This window comes from Oryzibacter oryziterrae, assembly GCF_021864535.1.
Lineage (GTDB): Bacteria > Pseudomonadota > Alphaproteobacteria > Rhizobiales > Pleomorphomonadaceae > Pleomorphomonas > Pleomorphomonas oryziterrae.
In genome coordinates this window covers 19127-34296 of record NZ_JAKJIC010000013.1, presented here as the reverse complement: position 1 = coordinate 34296, position 15170 = coordinate 19127, and the positions used below count along the sequence as shown (strand labels likewise).

15 protein-coding genes and 2 pseudogenes are annotated in these 15170 nt (G+C 66.3%); 3 read left to right on the top strand and 14 right to left on the bottom strand.

What is annotated here, in order from left to right:
* Window positions 1-121: 121 nt before the first annotated feature.
* Together L2I41_RS14495 and msrA are read right to left on the bottom strand one after the other, a co-directional pair.
* Window positions 122-712 carry an NADPH-dependent FMN reductase gene (locus tag L2I41_RS14495; RefSeq protein WP_237154288.1) on the bottom strand — a complete coding sequence of 197 codons (591 nt, stop codon included), beginning with the start codon at window positions 710-712 and terminating at the stop codon, window positions 122-124.
* On the bottom strand, window positions 712-1371 hold the full coding sequence (gene msrA, locus L2I41_RS14490) for a peptide-methionine (S)-S-oxide reductase MsrA (RefSeq protein WP_237154287.1): 660 nt from the start codon (window positions 1369-1371) through the stop codon (window positions 712-714). The genes L2I41_RS14495 and msrA overlap by 1 nt, the downstream gene beginning before the upstream one ends.
* 294 nt (window positions 1372-1665) lie before the next feature.
* Between msrA and L2I41_RS14485 the strand changes: the two genes are divergently transcribed.
* Window positions 1666-2307 (top strand): Crp/Fnr family transcriptional regulator, encoded by a 642-nt coding sequence (locus L2I41_RS14485; RefSeq protein WP_237154393.1) that lies wholly within the window; start codon window positions 1666-1668, stop codon window positions 2305-2307.
* On the opposite strand, the gene L2I41_RS14480 is transcribed toward L2I41_RS14485, so the two are convergent.
* The 10 genes and pseudogenes from L2I41_RS14480 to L2I41_RS14440 all read right to left on the bottom strand — a co-directional run bounded on the left by L2I41_RS14480 (window position 2282) and on the right by L2I41_RS14440 (window position 12460).
* Window positions 2282-2644, bottom strand: a complete 363-nt coding sequence (locus L2I41_RS14480) for an aminomethyltransferase family protein (protein WP_237154286.1) — start codon at window positions 2642-2644, stop codon at window positions 2282-2284. The two genes, L2I41_RS14485 and L2I41_RS14480, sit on opposite strands and share 26 nt — an antisense overlap.
* Window positions 2637-5594, bottom strand: a complete 2958-nt coding sequence (locus L2I41_RS14475) for a 2Fe-2S iron-sulfur cluster-binding protein (RefSeq protein WP_237154285.1) — start codon at window positions 5592-5594, stop codon at window positions 2637-2639. Before L2I41_RS14475 ends, L2I41_RS14480 begins: the two co-directional genes overlap by 8 nt.
* Entirely contained in the window at window positions 5591-5869 is a 279-nt protein-coding gene (locus L2I41_RS14470; RefSeq protein WP_237154284.1) for a sarcosine oxidase subunit delta, read from the bottom strand. Before L2I41_RS14470 ends, L2I41_RS14475 begins: the two co-directional genes overlap by 4 nt.
* Before the next feature lie 13 nt (window positions 5870-5882).
* Window positions 5883-7133 carry a sarcosine oxidase subunit beta family protein gene (locus tag L2I41_RS14465; protein WP_237154283.1) on the bottom strand — a complete coding sequence of 417 codons (1251 nt, stop codon included), beginning with the start codon at window positions 7131-7133 and terminating at the stop codon, window positions 5883-5885.
* 13 nt (window positions 7134-7146) lie between these two features.
* Window positions 7147-8448 (bottom strand): type III glutamate--ammonia ligase, encoded by a 1302-nt coding sequence (glnT, locus tag L2I41_RS14460; protein WP_237154282.1) that lies wholly within the window; start codon window positions 8446-8448, stop codon window positions 7147-7149.
* 213 nt (window positions 8449-8661) lie between these two features.
* A complete protein-coding gene (locus L2I41_RS14455) occupies window positions 8662-9990 on the bottom strand; it encodes an FMN-binding glutamate synthase family protein (protein WP_237154281.1) in 1329 nt (442 codons plus the stop codon).
* A gap of 56 nt (window positions 9991-10046) precedes the next feature.
* A complete protein-coding gene (locus L2I41_RS14450) occupies window positions 10047-10730 on the bottom strand; it encodes a GltB/FmdC/FwdC-like GXGXG domain-containing protein (RefSeq protein WP_237154280.1) in 684 nt (227 codons plus the stop codon).
* Window positions 10731-10732: 2 nt separating this feature from the next.
* Window positions 10733-11326 (bottom strand): annotated as a pseudogene (locus tag L2I41_RS14445) (class II glutamine amidotransferase); the annotation flags it as partial.
* A gap of 137 nt (window positions 11327-11463) precedes the next feature.
* A pseudogene (locus tag L2I41_RS21645) lies at window positions 11464-11626 on the bottom strand (glutamine amidotransferase); the annotation flags it as partial.
* A 192-nt stretch (window positions 11627-11818) separates the two neighbouring features.
* Window positions 11819-12460 (bottom strand): helix-turn-helix domain-containing protein, encoded by a 642-nt coding sequence (locus L2I41_RS14440; protein WP_237154278.1) that lies wholly within the window; start codon window positions 12458-12460, stop codon window positions 11819-11821.
* A 191-nt stretch (window positions 12461-12651) separates the two neighbouring features.
* Between L2I41_RS14440 and L2I41_RS14435 the strand changes: the two genes are divergently transcribed.
* Window positions 12652-13602 (top strand): glutaminase, encoded by a 951-nt coding sequence (locus tag L2I41_RS14435; RefSeq protein ID WP_237154277.1) that lies wholly within the window; start codon window positions 12652-12654, stop codon window positions 13600-13602.
* Window positions 13603-13816: 214 nt separating this feature from the next.
* Complete coding sequence (locus tag L2I41_RS14430) at window positions 13817-14167, top strand: GFA family protein (protein WP_237154276.1); 351 nt, start codon at window positions 13817-13819, stop codon at window positions 14165-14167.
* 181 nt (window positions 14168-14348) lie between these two features.
* Here L2I41_RS14430 and L2I41_RS14425 read toward each other — a convergent pair whose 3' ends face one another.
* Complete coding sequence (locus L2I41_RS14425; RefSeq protein ID WP_237154275.1) at window positions 14349-14738, bottom strand: hypothetical protein; 390 nt, start codon at window positions 14736-14738, stop codon at window positions 14349-14351.
* Between the two features lie 123 nt (window positions 14739-14861).
* Window positions 14862-15119, bottom strand: a complete 258-nt coding sequence (locus L2I41_RS14420; RefSeq protein WP_237154274.1) for a TfoX/Sxy family protein — start codon at window positions 15117-15119, stop codon at window positions 14862-14864.
* Between the last annotated feature and the right edge of the window lie 51 nt (window positions 15120-15170).

Sequence of the window (15170 nt, the reverse complement as noted above, 5' to 3'; positions counted from 1 at the left end):
TTGTACCAATTCCGCCCAAGATGCTGACGCATCGACTCATTGAAGATATTTCTCATCTGCATCAAGGGCATGAGACATTCGAAGGCGGGATACCGAGAGTCATTTTCAATGACACTCGGTATTAGAGGACGAAATGCGCCGCTTCCTCGATCAAGGCCTCGGCCAGGGCCTCGACCTGACGGGTCAGGCGTTCGTTGGTGGGCTCGCCGCTCGCATCGAAGGCGCTGCCGACCGACGGCAACACCAGCTGATCGGTGAGCACGCGGCAGCCTAGGCCAAGCTCCATCACTTGCCGCAGATGAACAAGCGCTCGCGAGCCGCCGTAATAGCCCGGCGAGGCTGAACCCAGCGCGAAGACCCGTCCCTTCCAGGGGCTGGGGCTGCGCGGGCTTTCAGGCTTCAGCCGACTCATCCAGTCGAGCGTGTTCTTGAGAAGCGGCGTGATCGACTGGTTGTATTCCGGCGCGGCGATGAAGATGCCGTTATGGCCCGTGAAGAGTTCGACGAGCTTGCGGGCATTGTCCGGCACGCCCTCGGCGGCTTCAAGGTCGCCGTCATAGAGCGGCAGCGGGTAGTCGGCGAGCGAGATCTGCCGCACGTCGGCGTCGCGCAAGGCGATGGCCTTGGTGACATAGGCGGCCAGCGCGGCGTTGAAGCTCTGGCCGCGCGCCGAGCCGGCGAGCGTGAGGATGCGGGGGCGGGCACGGGCCATCAGGCGGCTCCTGGAATGGGGCAGCTCACGCCGGTGCCGCCGAGGCCGCAATAGCCGCCGGGGTTCTTGGCAAGATACTGCTGGTGATAGTCTTCGGCGAAATAGAACGGCTCTGCGGGCAGGATCTCGGTGGTCACGGTAGCCGGTCGGCCGGCGGCGGCGAGCGCCCTGGCATAGTCGGCCTTCACCGCTTCCGCCGTGGCGCGCTGGTCTTCGGAGAACACATAGACGCCGGACCGATATTGCGTACCCACGTCATTGCCCTGGCGCATGCCCTGCGTCGGGTCGTGGCTCTCGAAGAACAGGCGCAGGAGATCGGCATAGCTGACCACGGCGGGATCGAACACCACCTGCACCACCTCGTTATGGCCGGTCATTCCGGTGCAGACTTCCTGATAGGTCGGGTTGGGCGTGACGCCGCCGCTATAGCCGACCATGGTGGAGAGAACACCGGTCCGTTTCCAGAACAGGCGCTCGGCGCCCCAGAAGCAGCCGAGGCCGAACAGGGCGATTTCGCTGCCCGCGGGATAGGGCCCCTTCAGGGGCGAACCGTTGACGAAATGATGCGAGGCGGTCGGCAGCGGCGTCTCCCGTCCGGGCAGCGCGTCCGATTGCGAGGGCAGCGTGAGCTTCTTGCCCCACCTGTCGAGAAAAGTCATGGATCCCTCCTTGCCCACGGCCTCGTGCCTTTCGCATCAACCGGACCGACCACTCCGATGGATGACGGCGCCTGCCGTGGACTGCCCAATATAGGCACGATTCCGGCCAAAGCCAGAGCCGGACATGCCCGCGCGTTGCCGTCACAGCCAATCTCGGGGTGGTCCGGCCTCCTTCATTGCGGTAAGACGATGCACCGGCCGACAGAGCCGGACCCTGTGGACAGGACTGGAACCGCCGTGGCACCCCGCATCCTCGACCGCTCCCTGATCAGGGGCTTCGAACTCTTCCGCGACATGACCGAGGACAATCTCGACGCCGTGCTGACCACGGTGCAGGTGCGCCGCCTCGCGCCCGGCGACACCGTGTTCGAGCAGGGCGAGGCGGCGCGCGAGTTCTTCGTGCTGCTCAACGGCCATCTCAAGGTGATGCAGATCACCAAGGACGGTCAGCAGGTGGTGGTACGCCATGTGCATCCGGGCGACGTGTTCGGCATCGCCAAGGCGATCAAGCGCAACGACTATCCCGCCACCGCCGAAGCTGTGACCGAGAGTCTGGTGCTCGCCTGGTCGGCGAGCCAGTGGCAGGATTTCGTGGCGCTCAATCCGGCTCTCGCCGTCAACGCGCTGGAGGCGGTGGGCGAGCGGCTGCATGAAGCGCACACGCGCATTCGCGAACTGTCCACCGAGGAAGTGGAGCGGCGCGTCGCCAATGCGCTGCTGCGCATGGTGCGCAAGGCCGGCACTGCCACCGAGGACGGCATGCTCATCGACTTTCCGGTCACGCGGCAGGACATTGCCGAGATGACGGGGACCACGCTGCATACGGTGAGCCGCCTGCTGTCGGGCTGGCAGGATCAGGGCCTCGTCAAGAGCGCCCGGCGCAAGGTGACTGTGACCAACGTCGACCGGCTCAAGGCGATTGCCGATCAGACCTGACGGCTTCGATACCGAAGGCGGCGCCGGCGTGCAGCAGCGTCTCGACGAAGCTGTCGGCGTAGGACCGTGGCACGGCGAGGTGATAGCCGTCACCCCGCTGGGCGAGCTTCAGGGCGATGCCGTGGGCGTCGGTGCCGACAACGCTGTCCATCGGCAGGCTCTCGAGATCGAGGCGCACCAGACGGCTGAGGCACTCCCGGCTGGCAAGCCCGCTCAGGCGCAGCTCGGCCAGGTCGTCGTCGTCGCCCGGGGGCAACAGCGTCAGGGTGAGCGCCGGCGCAGCGGCGCCGACCGTCCGGGGCGTTGCGAGCGAAAAAGCATCCCTTGCCTCAAGCATCCTTGCCCCCTTCCGCCCGGCCGATGAAGGGCAGGCTCACGATCCTCGCCGGAAAATCCGTGCCCCGCATGCCGTCCCAGATCCGCACCGTGTCGCCGAGGCGATCGGGGCCGCCCTTGACCATGGCGAGCGCGATCGAAGTCCCAAGCGTCGGGGACCAGGCGGCGGAGGTGATCCAGCCAAGGTCGGCGTCAACAGTGGCCGGACCGTCGCGACCGAGCACATGGGCGCCGCCGCGCAGCCGGTTGGCAGGATCGACAGGGATGAGACCGACGAGGCGCGGCCGGTCGGCCCGCATCAGCTCGTCGCGCTGCGACAGCACGCGGCCCACGTGATCCTTGCCGAGGTCCATGAGGCCGGCCATACCGAGGTCATGGGCGGTGGTCTGGCCGTTGATCTCGCTGCCGACGGCATAGCCCATCTCGATGCGCATCACCGCCATGGCCTCGGTGCCATAGGCGGTGATGCCATGGGCTGCGCCGACGTCCATGAGGCGCGCGGCCAGCGCGGCACCATGGCGAGCGGCGACGGCGATCTCGAAGGCGCGTTCGCCGGAAAAGGACAGGCCGAACAGCCGCACCGGCACGCCGCCGACGGTCGCCTCACGCACGGCCTGGGGCGGCAGGCTGTGGGCGTCGACTGTAAATTCATCCAGGAGCGCCGTCAGCACGGCCTCGGCCTTGGGCCCGGCAAGCGCCATCTGCGCCCAGCGCTCGGACTGGTCGGCCAGCGACAGGTCGAGCTCCGGCCACAGCACCTGCCGGCAGAATTGCATGTGGCGCCAGACGTCGGCCACGTGCACCGTCGAGACGAAGACGAGGAAGCTCTGCTCGGTCAGACGGGCGATCATGCCGTCGTCTTTCAGGAATCCGTCCTCGCGCAGCATCAGGCCATAGCCGCAGCTGCCGACCGCGATGGCGCTCGGCCGGGTGGCAAAGACGCGATCGAGATAGGCGCCGGCGTCCGGTCCTTCCACCACGAACTTGCCGAGCGTCGACACATCCGTGAGCCCGACGGCCTTGCGCACCGTCGTCACCTCGCGATTGACCGTCACCTGCCAGTCGCTCTCGCCGGCGCGCGGGAAATATTGCGGTCGCTTCCACTGGCCGACGTCGGTGAAGACGGCGCCGAGCCCTTCGGCCCAGGGGTGCAGCGGCACCTTGCGGACGGGGCGGAAATGGCCGCCGGCGCGGGCGCCGGCCACGGCGCCGAGCGCGATCGGCACCACCGGCGGGCGGGCGAGTGTCACGCCGCTTTCCGCCATCGGCCGCCCTTCCAGATGGGCCATGATGGCGATGGCGTCCACATTGGCGGTGCGGCCCTGGTCGGTGGCCATGCCGAGCGTGGTGAAGCGCTTGAGATGCTCGACCGAGCGATAGCCCTCGCGGTGCGCCAGCACCACGTCGGAGGCGCAGACGTCATTCTGCGGATCGATGAAGACCTTCGCGCCGCTGTCTTCCAGTGTCGGCTTCCAGAACAGCGGCACCAGCCCGCTCGGCGTGTCCGGCAGGCCGGGCAGCGCCGGCGCTTGCGCGGCAAAGCCGAGGTCGGCGAGATCGACGAGCGTGCCGGCGATGGCCTGTTCCAGCCCCTCGCGCAGGCCATAGATGCCGGCGGCCGCGCCGATCGGGCGGATGCCTCCGGCCGGCTCCGGCATCACGAAGCCGGCGATGGCCTCGCTCCATACCGGGCGACGGCCCAGGTGGCCCATCAGCTGGATGGCCGGATTGAAGCCGCCGGAGAGGCAGAGGAGATCGGCGTCCAGCCACTCGCTCGCGCGGCCATGGCGGATGCCGACGGCGCTCAGCGACTTGCCGCCGCGCGTACCGATGACCGCACCGCCGGAGATGACGCGGGTCCGGCGGGCCACACCCTCCATGCCCGCCGGAACCTCGTTCCGCGGGTCGAGGACAGCAACCAGCTCGACGCCGGCGGCGAGCAGGCTCTCCGCCGTCTGCCAACCATCATCGGTGGCGGTATGGACAACCGCCTTGCGGCCGGGCACGGCGCCGAAGCGGTTGACGTAACTGCGCACGGCGGAGGCCAGCATCACGCCGGGCCTGTCGTTGCCGGGGCAGAGCACCGAGCGTTCGCCGGCCCCGGTGGCGAGCAGCACGCGCCGGGCCGTCAGCGTCCAGCGACGCTGGCGCACCTGATGCGGGCCGGGCACGGCGTGGTGGTCTGCCACGCGCTCGATGGCGAGGAAGGTGCCATGGTCGAAGGCCGCCGCCACGGTGGTGCGGCTCAGGACCGTGACGTTGGGAAGTGCTGTCAGCTCGTTCGCCCAGCCGGCGACAAGAGCCTGCAGCTCTTCCCCCCCATCCGCCAGCCAGCGACCGCCGAGGCGGAAATCGTCTTCGGCGAGGATCACGCGGGCGCCGCTGCGGGCTGCCGTCAGCGCGGCGGTGAGGCCGGCCGGGCCGGCGCCCACCACCAGGAGGTCGCAATGGGCGCTGGCTTGCTCGTAAGCGTCGGGATCAGGCAGACCGGAGGCGGCTCCCATGCCGGCGGCGCGGCGGATCATCGGCTCGTAGAGCTTCTCCCAGAAGCTCGCCGGCCACATGAAGGTCTTGTAGTAGAAGCCGGCGGCGAACACCGGCTTCAGGAGGCCGTTGACGGCGAGGAGATCGAAGTCGAGCGACGGCCAGCGGTTCTGGCTGCGCGCGATCAGGCCGTCATGGAGCTCGGCGACGGTGGCCTTGACGTTGGGCTCGCGACGCGCGCCCTCGCGCAATTCGACGAGGCCGTTGGGCTCGTCATGGCCGGCGCCGAGAAAGCCGCGCGGGCGATGATACTTGAACGAGCGGCCGACCAGCCGGACGCCGCTCGCGATCAGCGCCGAGGCGAGCGTGTCGCCGGCAAAGCCGGAGTAGGACTTGCCGTCGAAGGTGAAGGACAGCGGCTTGTCGCGGTCGATGAGCCCCTTGCTGGGATGGCGGAAGCCGGTCATGGCCTGTCCCCTCCGCGCGCGGCCCGCACGTCATGAACCTCGTGGCTGCGGGTGTCGCGGCGCACCACCAGCCAGGTGTCGCAGGGACCATGATACCAGTATTCGTCATGCGGGCCGGCGGGATTGCGGCGGGCGTAGACATAGTCGGTGAAGGCCGCACGCGCGGCGGCGCTGTCGAAATCGCCACTCAGCCGGGGGCGGGCCTGTTCGGCCTCGCCAAGGACATGGAACTCGTGGAGATCACGGCTCCCGCAGGTGGGGCAGGTGATGCGCATGTCCTCTCTGTCCTCAATGCAGGTTGGGCGTCGGACCGACGCCCTTTTCATCGATCAGCGCCCCGCGCGCAAAGCGGTCGAGGCGATAGGCCGAGGCGGCCGAGTGCAACTCGCCGGTGGCGAGCAGGTGGGCAAAGCACAGGCCCGAGGCGGGCGTCGCCTTGAAGCCGCCGTAGCACCAGCCGCTGTTGATCTTCAGGCCCTCGACGGGCGTGTGGTCGATGATGGGCGATCCGTCGAGGCTCATGTCCATGATGCCGCCCCAGGAACGCAGGATCCTCAGGCGCGACAGCATGGGCATCATGGCCAGCGCGCATTCGGCCACGTCCTCGAACACCGGCAGGCCGCCGCGCTGGGCATAGGAGGGGAAGGGATCGAGGTCGCCGCCGAAGACGAGACCGCCCTTGTCGGACTGGCTGATGTAGAAATGACCGGCACCGAAAGTGACGACGCCATCGACGAGCGGCTTGATGCCTTCCGATACGAAGGCCTGCAGCACGTGCGATTCCATGGGCAGACGCAGATCGGCCTTGGCCGCCAGCAGCGACGAACTACCCGCCACCGCCATGCCGACGGTCCTGGCGCGGATCGTCCCGCGCGTGGTCTCGACGCCGACGACGGCGCCGCCCTCGCGCAGGAAGCCGGTCACCTCGCAATTCTCGACGATGTCGACACCGCGGCGGTCGGCGGCGCGGGCATAGCCCCAGACGACACCGTCATGGCGGGCGGTGCCGCCGCGCCGGTGCAACAGGCCGCCCTTCACCGGGAAGCGGGCATTGTCGAAATCAAGATAGGGCACGCGGGCACGCACCGCCTCGCGGTCGAGCATTTCGGCATCGACACCGTGCAGGGCCATGGCATTACCGCGCCGGGCATAGGCGTCGCGCTGGCCGTCGCTATGGTAGAGGTTCAGCACCGAGCGCTGCGACACCATGGCGTTGAAGTTTATGTCCTGCTCCAGCCCTTCCCACAGCTTCATGGACAGCTCGTAGAAGGGAATGTTGCCGTCGAGCAGGTAGTTGGAGCGGATGATGGTGGTGTTGCGACCGGCGTTGCCGCCGCCGATCCAGCCCTTTTCCAGCACGGCCACATTGGTGATGCCATAGCGGCTGGCGAGATAATGGGCAGTGGCGAGCCCATGCCCGCCGCCGCCGACAATCACCACGTCATAGGCGGGTTTGGGAGCCGCCTTGCGCCAATGCTCGGTCCATCCCCGCTGGCCGTTCAGCGCCTCCTTCAGAAGCGCGAAGCCGGAAAACCCCATGGTCGTCCCCCGATCAACAATCCAGCGTGTGCTGGCGTTCCCAATGGCTGAGGTGGGCGGTGTATTCGTTCCACTCCTGCAGCTTCATCTGGGTGTAGGCCTTGGTGAACTCGGGGCCAAGCCTCTCCTTCAGCACCGTCGAGGCGGAGAAGACGCGGATGGCGTCGAGCAGGTTGAGCGGCAGCTTGGGCACGTCGCCGGCCAGATGACCGTCCGCATACATGTCGATGTCGAGCCGCTTGCCCGGATCGATGCGATTGGCGAGACCGTCGAGGCCGGCGGCGAGGATCGCGGCCTGCAGCAGGTAAGGATTGGCGGCGCCGTCGGCGAGGCGCACTTCGAAGCGGCCGTCGTCGGGAATGCGCACCATGTGGGTGCGATTGTTGCCCGAATAGGTGATGGAGTTCGGCGCCCAGCTGGCGCCGGACGAGCTGCGCGGCGCATTGAGGCGCTTGTAGCTGTTGATGGTGGGATTGGTCAGGGCGCAGAAGGCTTCGGCGTGCTTCATGATGCCGCCGAGGAAGTCATAGCCGAGCTGGGAAATGCCCAGTTCGCCCGAAGGGTCCTCGAAGGCATTCTCCTCGCCGCGCCACAGCGACACGTGGGAATGGCAGCCGGTGCCGGTGTGGCCAATGAAAGGCTTGGGCATGAAGGTGGCGCGCATGCCGTGCTGTTCGGCCAGCGACTTGACCATGTATTTGAAGAAGGCATGGCGGTCGGCGGTGAGCAGCGCCTCGTCATACTCCCAGTTCATCTCGAACTGACCGTTGGCGTCCTCGTGGTCGCTCTGGTAGGGCTTCCAGCCCAGGGTCAGCATGCACTCGGAAATCTCAGAGATGATGTCATAGCGGCGCATCAGTGCCTGCTGGTCGTAGCAGGATTTGACCTGGGTGTCGGCGTCGTCGGAAATGTGCGAGCCATCCGGCTTGATCAGGAAGAACTCGCATTCGACGCCGGATTTCATGGTGAGGCCGAGCTCGGCGGCGGCGGCAATGTTGCGCTTGAGCACCTGGCGCGGCGACTGTTCCACCAGCTTGCCGTCCATCCACAGATCGGAGGCGAGCCAGCCCACTTCCGGCTTCCACGGCAGCTGGATCAGCGACGCCGGATCAGGCCGGGCGAACAGGTCCGGATGGGCCGGCGTCATGTCCAGCCAGGTGGCGAAGCCGGCAAAGCCGGCGCCGGCCTTGACCATGCCGTCGATGGCGGCCGCCGGCACCAGCTTGGCGCGCATGACGCCGAGCAGATCGGTGTAGGAGATCAGGAAATTCTTGATGCCACGCTGGCGGGCAATCTCGGAAAGCGTCTCGGCCATGGTTCCCCTCGGTTTTTTCTGGCGATGGCACTTGAGATGAGATGCAAGGGGAATGCCCGGCTCCGTCCATGTGGCTGGGCATTCCGATAATCATCAGGCTTCCGGCTGATTGCTTGGCAATGCCGGAAGCAACTTTCGGGGAAATCCCTGTACCAAACGGAATGTCTCCGAAGAGGGCCTACGAAATTCCGGCTTGATCAGCCGGATTTCCTGTCAGAAGCCGGTCTTGCCCGGGATCCAGCTGGTGCCGGCCAGCGGCACGCCGGCCATGGCCGACGCCTCGATGGTGAGGGCGCAGAGATCCTCCGGCTCGAGGTTGTGCAGGTCGTTCTTGCCGCAGGCGCGCGCGATGGTCTGCGCTTCCAGCGTCATGACCTTGAGATAGTTGGCGAGCCGCCGGCCGGCGGCGACCGGGTCGACGCGGGCGGACAACGCCGGGTCCTGGGTGGTGATGCCGGCGGGGTCCTTGCCCTCGTGCCAGTCGTCATAGGCGCCGGCGGTGGTGCCGAGCGCGTTATAGTCGGCCTCCCAGCGCGGATCGTTGTCGCCGATGGCGACCATGGCCGCCGTGCCGATCGAAACGGCGTCGGCGCCAAGCGCCAGAGCCTTGGCCACATCGGCGCCGTTGCGGATGCCGCCGGAGATGATCAGTTGTACCTTGCGGTGCATGCCGAGGTCCTGCAGTGCCTGCACGGCCGGGCGGATGCAGGCGAGCGTCGGCATGCCCACATGCTCGATGAAGACTTCCTGCGTCGCCGCCGTGCCGCCCTGCATGCCGTCGAGCACCACCACGTCGGCGCCGGCCTTCACCGCGAGCGCAGTGTCGTAATAGGGACGGGCGCCGCCGACCTTCACGTAGATCGGCTTTTCCCAATCGGTGATCTCGCGCAACTCGCCGATCTTGATCTCGAGATCGTCGGGGCCGGTCCAGTCGGGATGGCGGCAGGCCGAGCGCTGGTCGATGCCCTTGGGCAGTGTGCGCATTTCGGCGACGCGGTCGGAGATCTTCTGACCGAGCAGCATGCCGCCGCCGCCGGGCTTCGCCCCCTGGCCGATCACCACCTCGATGGCGTCGGCGCGGCGCAGATCGCGCGGGTTCATGCCATAGCGGGAGGGCAGCACCTGGTAGACCAGCAGCTCGGAATGGCCGCGCTCTTCCTCGGTCATGCCGCCGTCACCGGTGGTCGTCGAGGTGCCGGCGATGCTGGCGCCGCGCCCGAGCGCTTCCTTGGCAGGCCCCGAAAGCGCACCGAAGCTCATGCCGGCGATGGTGATGGGGATCTTGAGCTCGATCGGCTTCCTGGCAAAGCGGGTGCCCAGCGTCACCGACGTGTTGCAGCGCTCGCGATAGCCTTCCAGCGGATAGCGGGAGATGGAGGCGCCGAGGAACAGCAGGTCGTCGAAATGCGGCACCTTGCGCTTGGTGCCACCGCCGCGGATGTCATAGATGCCGGTAGCTGCGGCCCGGCGGATCTCCGACAGGGTATAGTCGTCGAAGGTCGCGGACTTGCGGGGCGTGGTGGTCGGGTTGGAATAGCTCATGGTGAAAAGCTCTTCTCTCGCGGGGGCGGCGCCGGGGTCTTGCGACCCGTCGCAACTCAGTAGGCGGCGGCGTTGTCGATGTTGAAGTTGTAGAGCTTGCGGGCCGAGCCGTAGCGCTTGAACTCGGCGGCCGCGACACCCGTGATCCCGGCCTTGGCGAGCAGGGTCTCGAGCAGGGCGAGATGCTCTGGCCGCATCTCCTTCTCGATGCAGTCGGCGCCGAGGCTCTTGACCGAGCCGCGCACGAAGAGCCGTGCCTCGTAGAGGGAGTCGCCCAGCGAGTCGCCCGCGTCGCCCAGCACCACCAAATTGCCCGACTGGGCCATGAAGGCGGACATGTGACCGATGTTGCCACCGACGACGATGTCGATGCCCTTCATGGAGATGCCGCAGCGCGAGGAGGCGTTGCCCTTGATCACCAGCAGACCGCCGCGGCCGGTGGCACCGGCATACTGGCTGGCGTCGCCCTCGATCACCACGGTACCGGACATCATGTTCTCGGCAACCCCGGGGCCGGCAGAGCCGTGCACGGTGATGGTGCCGCCGTCATTCATGCCGGCGCAGTAATAGCCGGTGGAGCCGTGGATCTCGACGCTGACCGGGGCAGCGACACCGGCGGCCAGCGCGTGACTGCCGCGCGGGTTCTTCACCTCGAAATGATCGGTGCTGTCGGCGGCAACGTCATGCAGCGCCTGATTGAGGCTTCTGAGCGTGGTGGTCGCAAGGTCGAAGGTGGGCACGATCAATGCTCCCAGAAGTAGACAGTGGCCGGTTCCGGTTCCCAGACGCGGGCGGTTTCGATGCCCGGCAGGTCCACCAGCGCGCGATATTCCGAGCCGAAGGCGACATATTGGTCAGTCTCGGCCATGACGGCGGGCTTGCAGGCGATGGGGTCGCGCAGCACGCCGAAGCCGGTGCGCGTACCGACCACGAAGGTGAAGAAGCCGTCGAGATCGCCGATGGCGCCTTCCAGCGCTTCCCCGAGATTCTTGCCCTTGGCCATCTCGGCGGTGAGATAGACGGCGGCCACCTCCGAGTCGTTTTCGGTGGCAAAACTCATGCCGGCGTGGCGCAGTTCGCGGCGCAGATTGTTGTGGTTCGACAGCGAGCCATTGTGCACCAGGCACTGGTCCGGACCGGTCGAGAAGGGATGGGCGCCGTCGGTGGTCACGGCCGACTCGGTGGCCATGCGGGTGTGGCCGATGGCATGGGTGCCGGCCATGGTCTCGAGGCCGAAGGCGGCGGACACATCGGCCGGCAAGCCGACTTCCTTGTAGACTTCCATGTTGGCCCCGACCGAGGCGATGCGGGCGGCCGGTGCGATCTCGGCGATCGCCGCGGTGAGATCGGCGACGCTGGCCTCCGGAACCGTCAGCACCAGATGCGACGACCGCTTGGTGACGCCGAGGGCGCCGCCGAAGCGGGCGCCCAATCCGTCAAGAAGCGTGGCCTGCGCGTCGGCGCCGGCCAGACGGACGGTGACCTTGGCCAGGCCATCGGTGCCGCGTCCGTAGACGGCGAAACCGGCGCTGTCCGGGCCGCGATCGGTCATCACCTTGAGCATGGAGGAGAGATATTTGCCAAGCTCCGGCTCCAGCGCCGGGTCTTTCAGAAATAGGCCGACAATGCCGCACATGACGCGCTTGCCCCTTCGGAAAAGTTTCTGTGAGAGAAACTACTGATCCTCGGAGGAAAGTCAATATGAAGAAATTAAATTTCTTGTAGGGAAATTTTGTGTTCCCCTGACGCCCGTCCTTGCGCAGCAGGAGGCTGCGGCCGCGCCGCGCAGGGAGCGTCCGTCACAAGGATCCGGCTCACGCGAACCGACTCAGGTCTTGGGATAGATGATGATCGACAGATAGGTCATCGGCAGGCTGTCGAGCACTTCCGGGCCGTGCGGCGCGGCGGCGTCGAAGAACAGCGTGTCGCCCGGCTCCAGCCGATAGGTCTTGTCGGCGTGGCGATAGGTGACCGTACCCGAGAGCATGTGGATCATCTCCACGCCCTCGTGCTGAAAGGCCGAATAGGACTTGGCTTCCTCGGTGAGCGTGATCAGGAAGGGCTCGACGACGATGTCATTGCCGAGCGAATGGCCGAGCAGCTGGTAATGATGGCCGGCCTTGGTGCCGCGCCGCTCGATATTGACGCCCTGCCCCGCCTTGACGAAGGAGCAATCGCGCCGATCCTCGTAGGACTGGAAGAAGGCCGACAAGGGCATGTTGAGGGCGCGCGACAGCGACTGCAGCGTGCCGAGCGAGGGCGAGATCTGGCCATTCTCGATCTTGGAGAGCATGCCGGTGGAGATGTCGGCGGCGGCGGCCAGCTCCGCTCCGGTCATGTCGAGGCGCTTGCGGGCCTGACGGATCTGCGCGCCGATCGCCTGTTCGAGCGAATGTTCGGGCACACTCGGCGCGCCCGAGCCGGTGATGATGTCGCCTGCGTCTTCGCCCGATCCAGCCTTGCCCGTCACCGATCGTCCCCCTGTCAGCCCGCCCCGGCCCTGATGCCAAATCGGACTGTGCCATGCCCAATGCCGCAAGCCTGCGGGCCTTTGGCTGAAAAGACAAGCCTTTTTGCGCAGGTCCGCTCGCCCGCCCCCCTGCCGAGGTCGCAGCGCTGACCACTGGCATGATCGGGGGCAAGTCTGTAGATTCCCGCGGCATGGAACCGACGGAGAGCCGAACATTGGACGCCATTGAAACCGCCGTAGCCGAGATTGCTGCTGAGATGCAGGCCCGCGAGGATCGCGGCGAAGTCGCAAGCTATATTCCGGAGCTCGCCCGTGTCTCGCCGCAGCAGTTCGCGATTTCGGTGGCGCTGCGCGACGGACGGACCATTTCCGGCGGCGACTGGGAGACGCCCTTCTCGATCCAGAGCATTTCCAAGGTGTTCACCCTGGCGCTGGCGCTCGGCAAGGTGGGTGACAACCTCTGGCGCAAGGTGGGCCGCGAGCCTTCCGGCAATCCCTTCAACTCCATCGTCCAGCTGGAACACGAGCGCGGGCGGCCGCGCAATCCCTTCATCAATGCCGGCGCCATCGCGGTGACCGACATGATCCTGTCCGGCCACCAGCCCAAGGAGGCGCTCGGCGAGATCCTGCGCTTCCTGCAATTCGTCTCCGGCGACGACGCCATCTCCATCGACCGCTCGGTGGCCGCCTCCGAGAAGGCCACGGGCTTTCGCAACGCGGCGCTCGCCAATTACATGAAGAGCTTCGGCATCGTCGAAAACCCGGTCGAGCACACGCTCGGGGTCTATTTCCACCATTGCGCCATCGCCATGACCACGCGGCAGCTGGCCATGGCCGGGCGCTATCTCGCCTTCGAGGGCCGCAATCCCGACACCGGCCATTCCGTCATCTCGCTCGAACGGGCCCGGCGCATCAACGCGCTGATGCTGACATGCGGTCATTATGACGGCTCCGGCGAATTTGCCTATCGCGTCGGCCTGCCCGGCAAGAGCGGCGTCGGCGGCGGCATACTCGCCGTCGTACCGGGCGGCGCCTCGATCGCGGTGTGGTCGCCCGGCCTCGACCACAACGGCAACTCCAAGCTCGGGCGCGATGCGCTGGAACTCCTGGCCAGGCGCATGCACTGGTCTGTCTTCGGTTGACAGCTGACGGAAACGGGTGCGGTCTGGCTCTATGGGTATCGTCACGGAGCGCGGTGGTGCCGGAGGGCGGTCGCCCCTCGGGTCTTCGACCTGAGCGCCACCGCCCGTCAGAGGTTCGGTGAAAGCTTGCCGATCGCTGACGCAACCGCCCGGGCAACATCACCGGCTAGCAGCCGACCCAGGCCAACGCACACGAGGGAGGCAAAGACCCGACATGACCCGATATTCCGGCAGTTGCCATTGCGGCAAGGTCGCCTTCACCGTTGAAGGCACGTTTACCGAGGCTATCGACTGCAACTGTTCGCTTTGCCGCCGCCGCGGCGGCCTGCTGGCCTTCGTCCCGCGCGGGCAACTCGAGCTGCAAACCCCGGACGAGGCCGCCGCCACCTATACCTTCAACCACCACAGGCTGCTGCACCGCTTCTGTCCGACCTGCGGCATCGCCCCTTATAGCGAGGGCGAGGGTCCCGGCGGCGTCAGGATGGCCGCGATCAACCTGCGCTGCCTGCCCGACGTCGACCTGGACGCCCTGACCATCCGCAAGGTGGACGGCAAGAGCTTCTGAGGGGATGGAGACGGCAGCGAGTTTGTTACGGCAGGTGGCATGCTCCCCCCGATCGAACCAAATGCTGGGTCCTGGTCCCTTCATTCGTCCAAACGTTTCACAGGACTCTTTGGCAGGAGATGGTCTTCGTTGAAGGCCGATTTTCCTTTTGCCCGATCTGACAGCAGACCCGTACGGCTTTTCACTGCCGCCGTCCCTCGTGCAGCTTTGCCGGTTTTGCGACCGCGCGCAGGTTCAATTGGTAGAGGCGGGCACCCTTGAGTGTGGTGCCGATCAAAATGACCGCACCTCCCGAAAAAACAACCGTTCCGGCCAGCGAGCCAGCTAGGATCGCAATGACCGAGCCCAAAGTGAAGGTCAAGCACATGAGTCCTTGCGACAATAAAAAACGGCGTTGAACCTTGAGAGGAATGTTCCCGGCAAAGGCATAAGCCAACACCTGATAGCGATAGTCCGGCTCAGCCTGAAACTTCAAGGGCATCAGGTGGCGGATTTGATGCGTTGCAACCGCTCCCATATAGGCACCTGACATGCCACTAGCGATCGCCACGGCTACCAGAAAAATAATCATGGAAGCCCCCTCTCGGATCACCTTCGACGAGATCCATTGGCATGTCGGTAATCGTCCATGTTTTCACTTACCCTTTGCATACGGGATTGAAAATCCGGAGTAAACAGGCCCTTTCGAGAGTGTTCAATCCTCCCCCGCTTCGCGCAGCAGCCTCGCCTTGGTCTCCGGGGCGATCGCATTCCAGGCGCAGCCGCTCAAGGCGCCGTGGAGTCCCCACAGCGCGTTGCGGCTGACCTCGGAACCGACAACAAACCGCAGACGCCGATAGGCGGCCGCCGCGCCGAGGGACCGCAGGTCCTCGACGCTGTCGATGCCGGCCTCCCGGAGCCAGCCGATGGTCTTCGGGCCGATGCCCTTGAGGTCGTCGAGCCTCTCGCTCATCCCTGTCGTTCCCTCATGCCCAGACCCATGGCTCTGCCGGTGCAGGCCTTC

Excerpts from the sequence above, each read along its gene's own strand:
- L2I41_RS14495 (WP_237154288.1), bottom strand. The coding sequence starts at position 712 with ATGGCCCGTGCCCGCCCCCGCATCCTCACGCTCGCCGGCTCGGCGCGC.
- msrA (WP_237154287.1), bottom strand. The coding sequence starts at position 1,371 with ATGACTTTTCTCGACAGGTGGGGCAAGAAGCTCACGCTGCCCTCGCAA.
- L2I41_RS14485 (WP_237154393.1), top strand. The coding sequence starts at position 1,666 with ATGACCGAGGACAATCTCGACGCCGTGCTGACCACGGTGCAGGTGCGC.
- L2I41_RS14480 (WP_237154286.1), bottom strand. The coding sequence starts at position 2,644 with ATGCTTGAGGCAAGGGATGCTTTTTCGCTCGCAACGCCCCGGACGGTC.
- L2I41_RS14475 (WP_237154285.1), bottom strand. The coding sequence starts at position 5,594 with ATGACCGGCTTCCGCCATCCCAGCAAGGGGCTCATCGACCGCGACAAG.
- L2I41_RS14470 (WP_237154284.1), bottom strand. The coding sequence starts at position 5,869 with ATGCGCATCACCTGCCCCACCTGCGGGAGCCGTGATCTCCACGAGTTC.
- L2I41_RS14465 (WP_237154283.1), bottom strand. The coding sequence starts at position 7,133 with ATGGGGTTTTCCGGCTTCGCGCTTCTGAAGGAGGCGCTGAACGGCCAG.
- glnT (WP_237154282.1), bottom strand. The coding sequence starts at position 8,448 with ATGGCCGAGACGCTTTCCGAGATTGCCCGCCAGCGTGGCATCAAGAAT.
- L2I41_RS14455 (WP_237154281.1), bottom strand. The coding sequence starts at position 9,990 with ATGAGCTATTCCAACCCGACCACCACGCCCCGCAAGTCCGCGACCTTC.
- L2I41_RS14435 (WP_237154277.1), top strand. The coding sequence starts at position 12,652 with ATGGAACCGACGGAGAGCCGAACATTGGACGCCATTGAAACCGCCGTA.
- L2I41_RS14430 (WP_237154276.1), top strand. The coding sequence starts at position 13,817 with ATGACCCGATATTCCGGCAGTTGCCATTGCGGCAAGGTCGCCTTCACC.
- L2I41_RS14425 (WP_237154275.1), bottom strand. The coding sequence starts at position 14,738 with ATGATTATTTTTCTGGTAGCCGTGGCGATCGCTAGTGGCATGTCAGGT.
- L2I41_RS14420 (WP_237154274.1), bottom strand. The coding sequence starts at position 15,119 with ATGAGCGAGAGGCTCGACGACCTCAAGGGCATCGGCCCGAAGACCATC.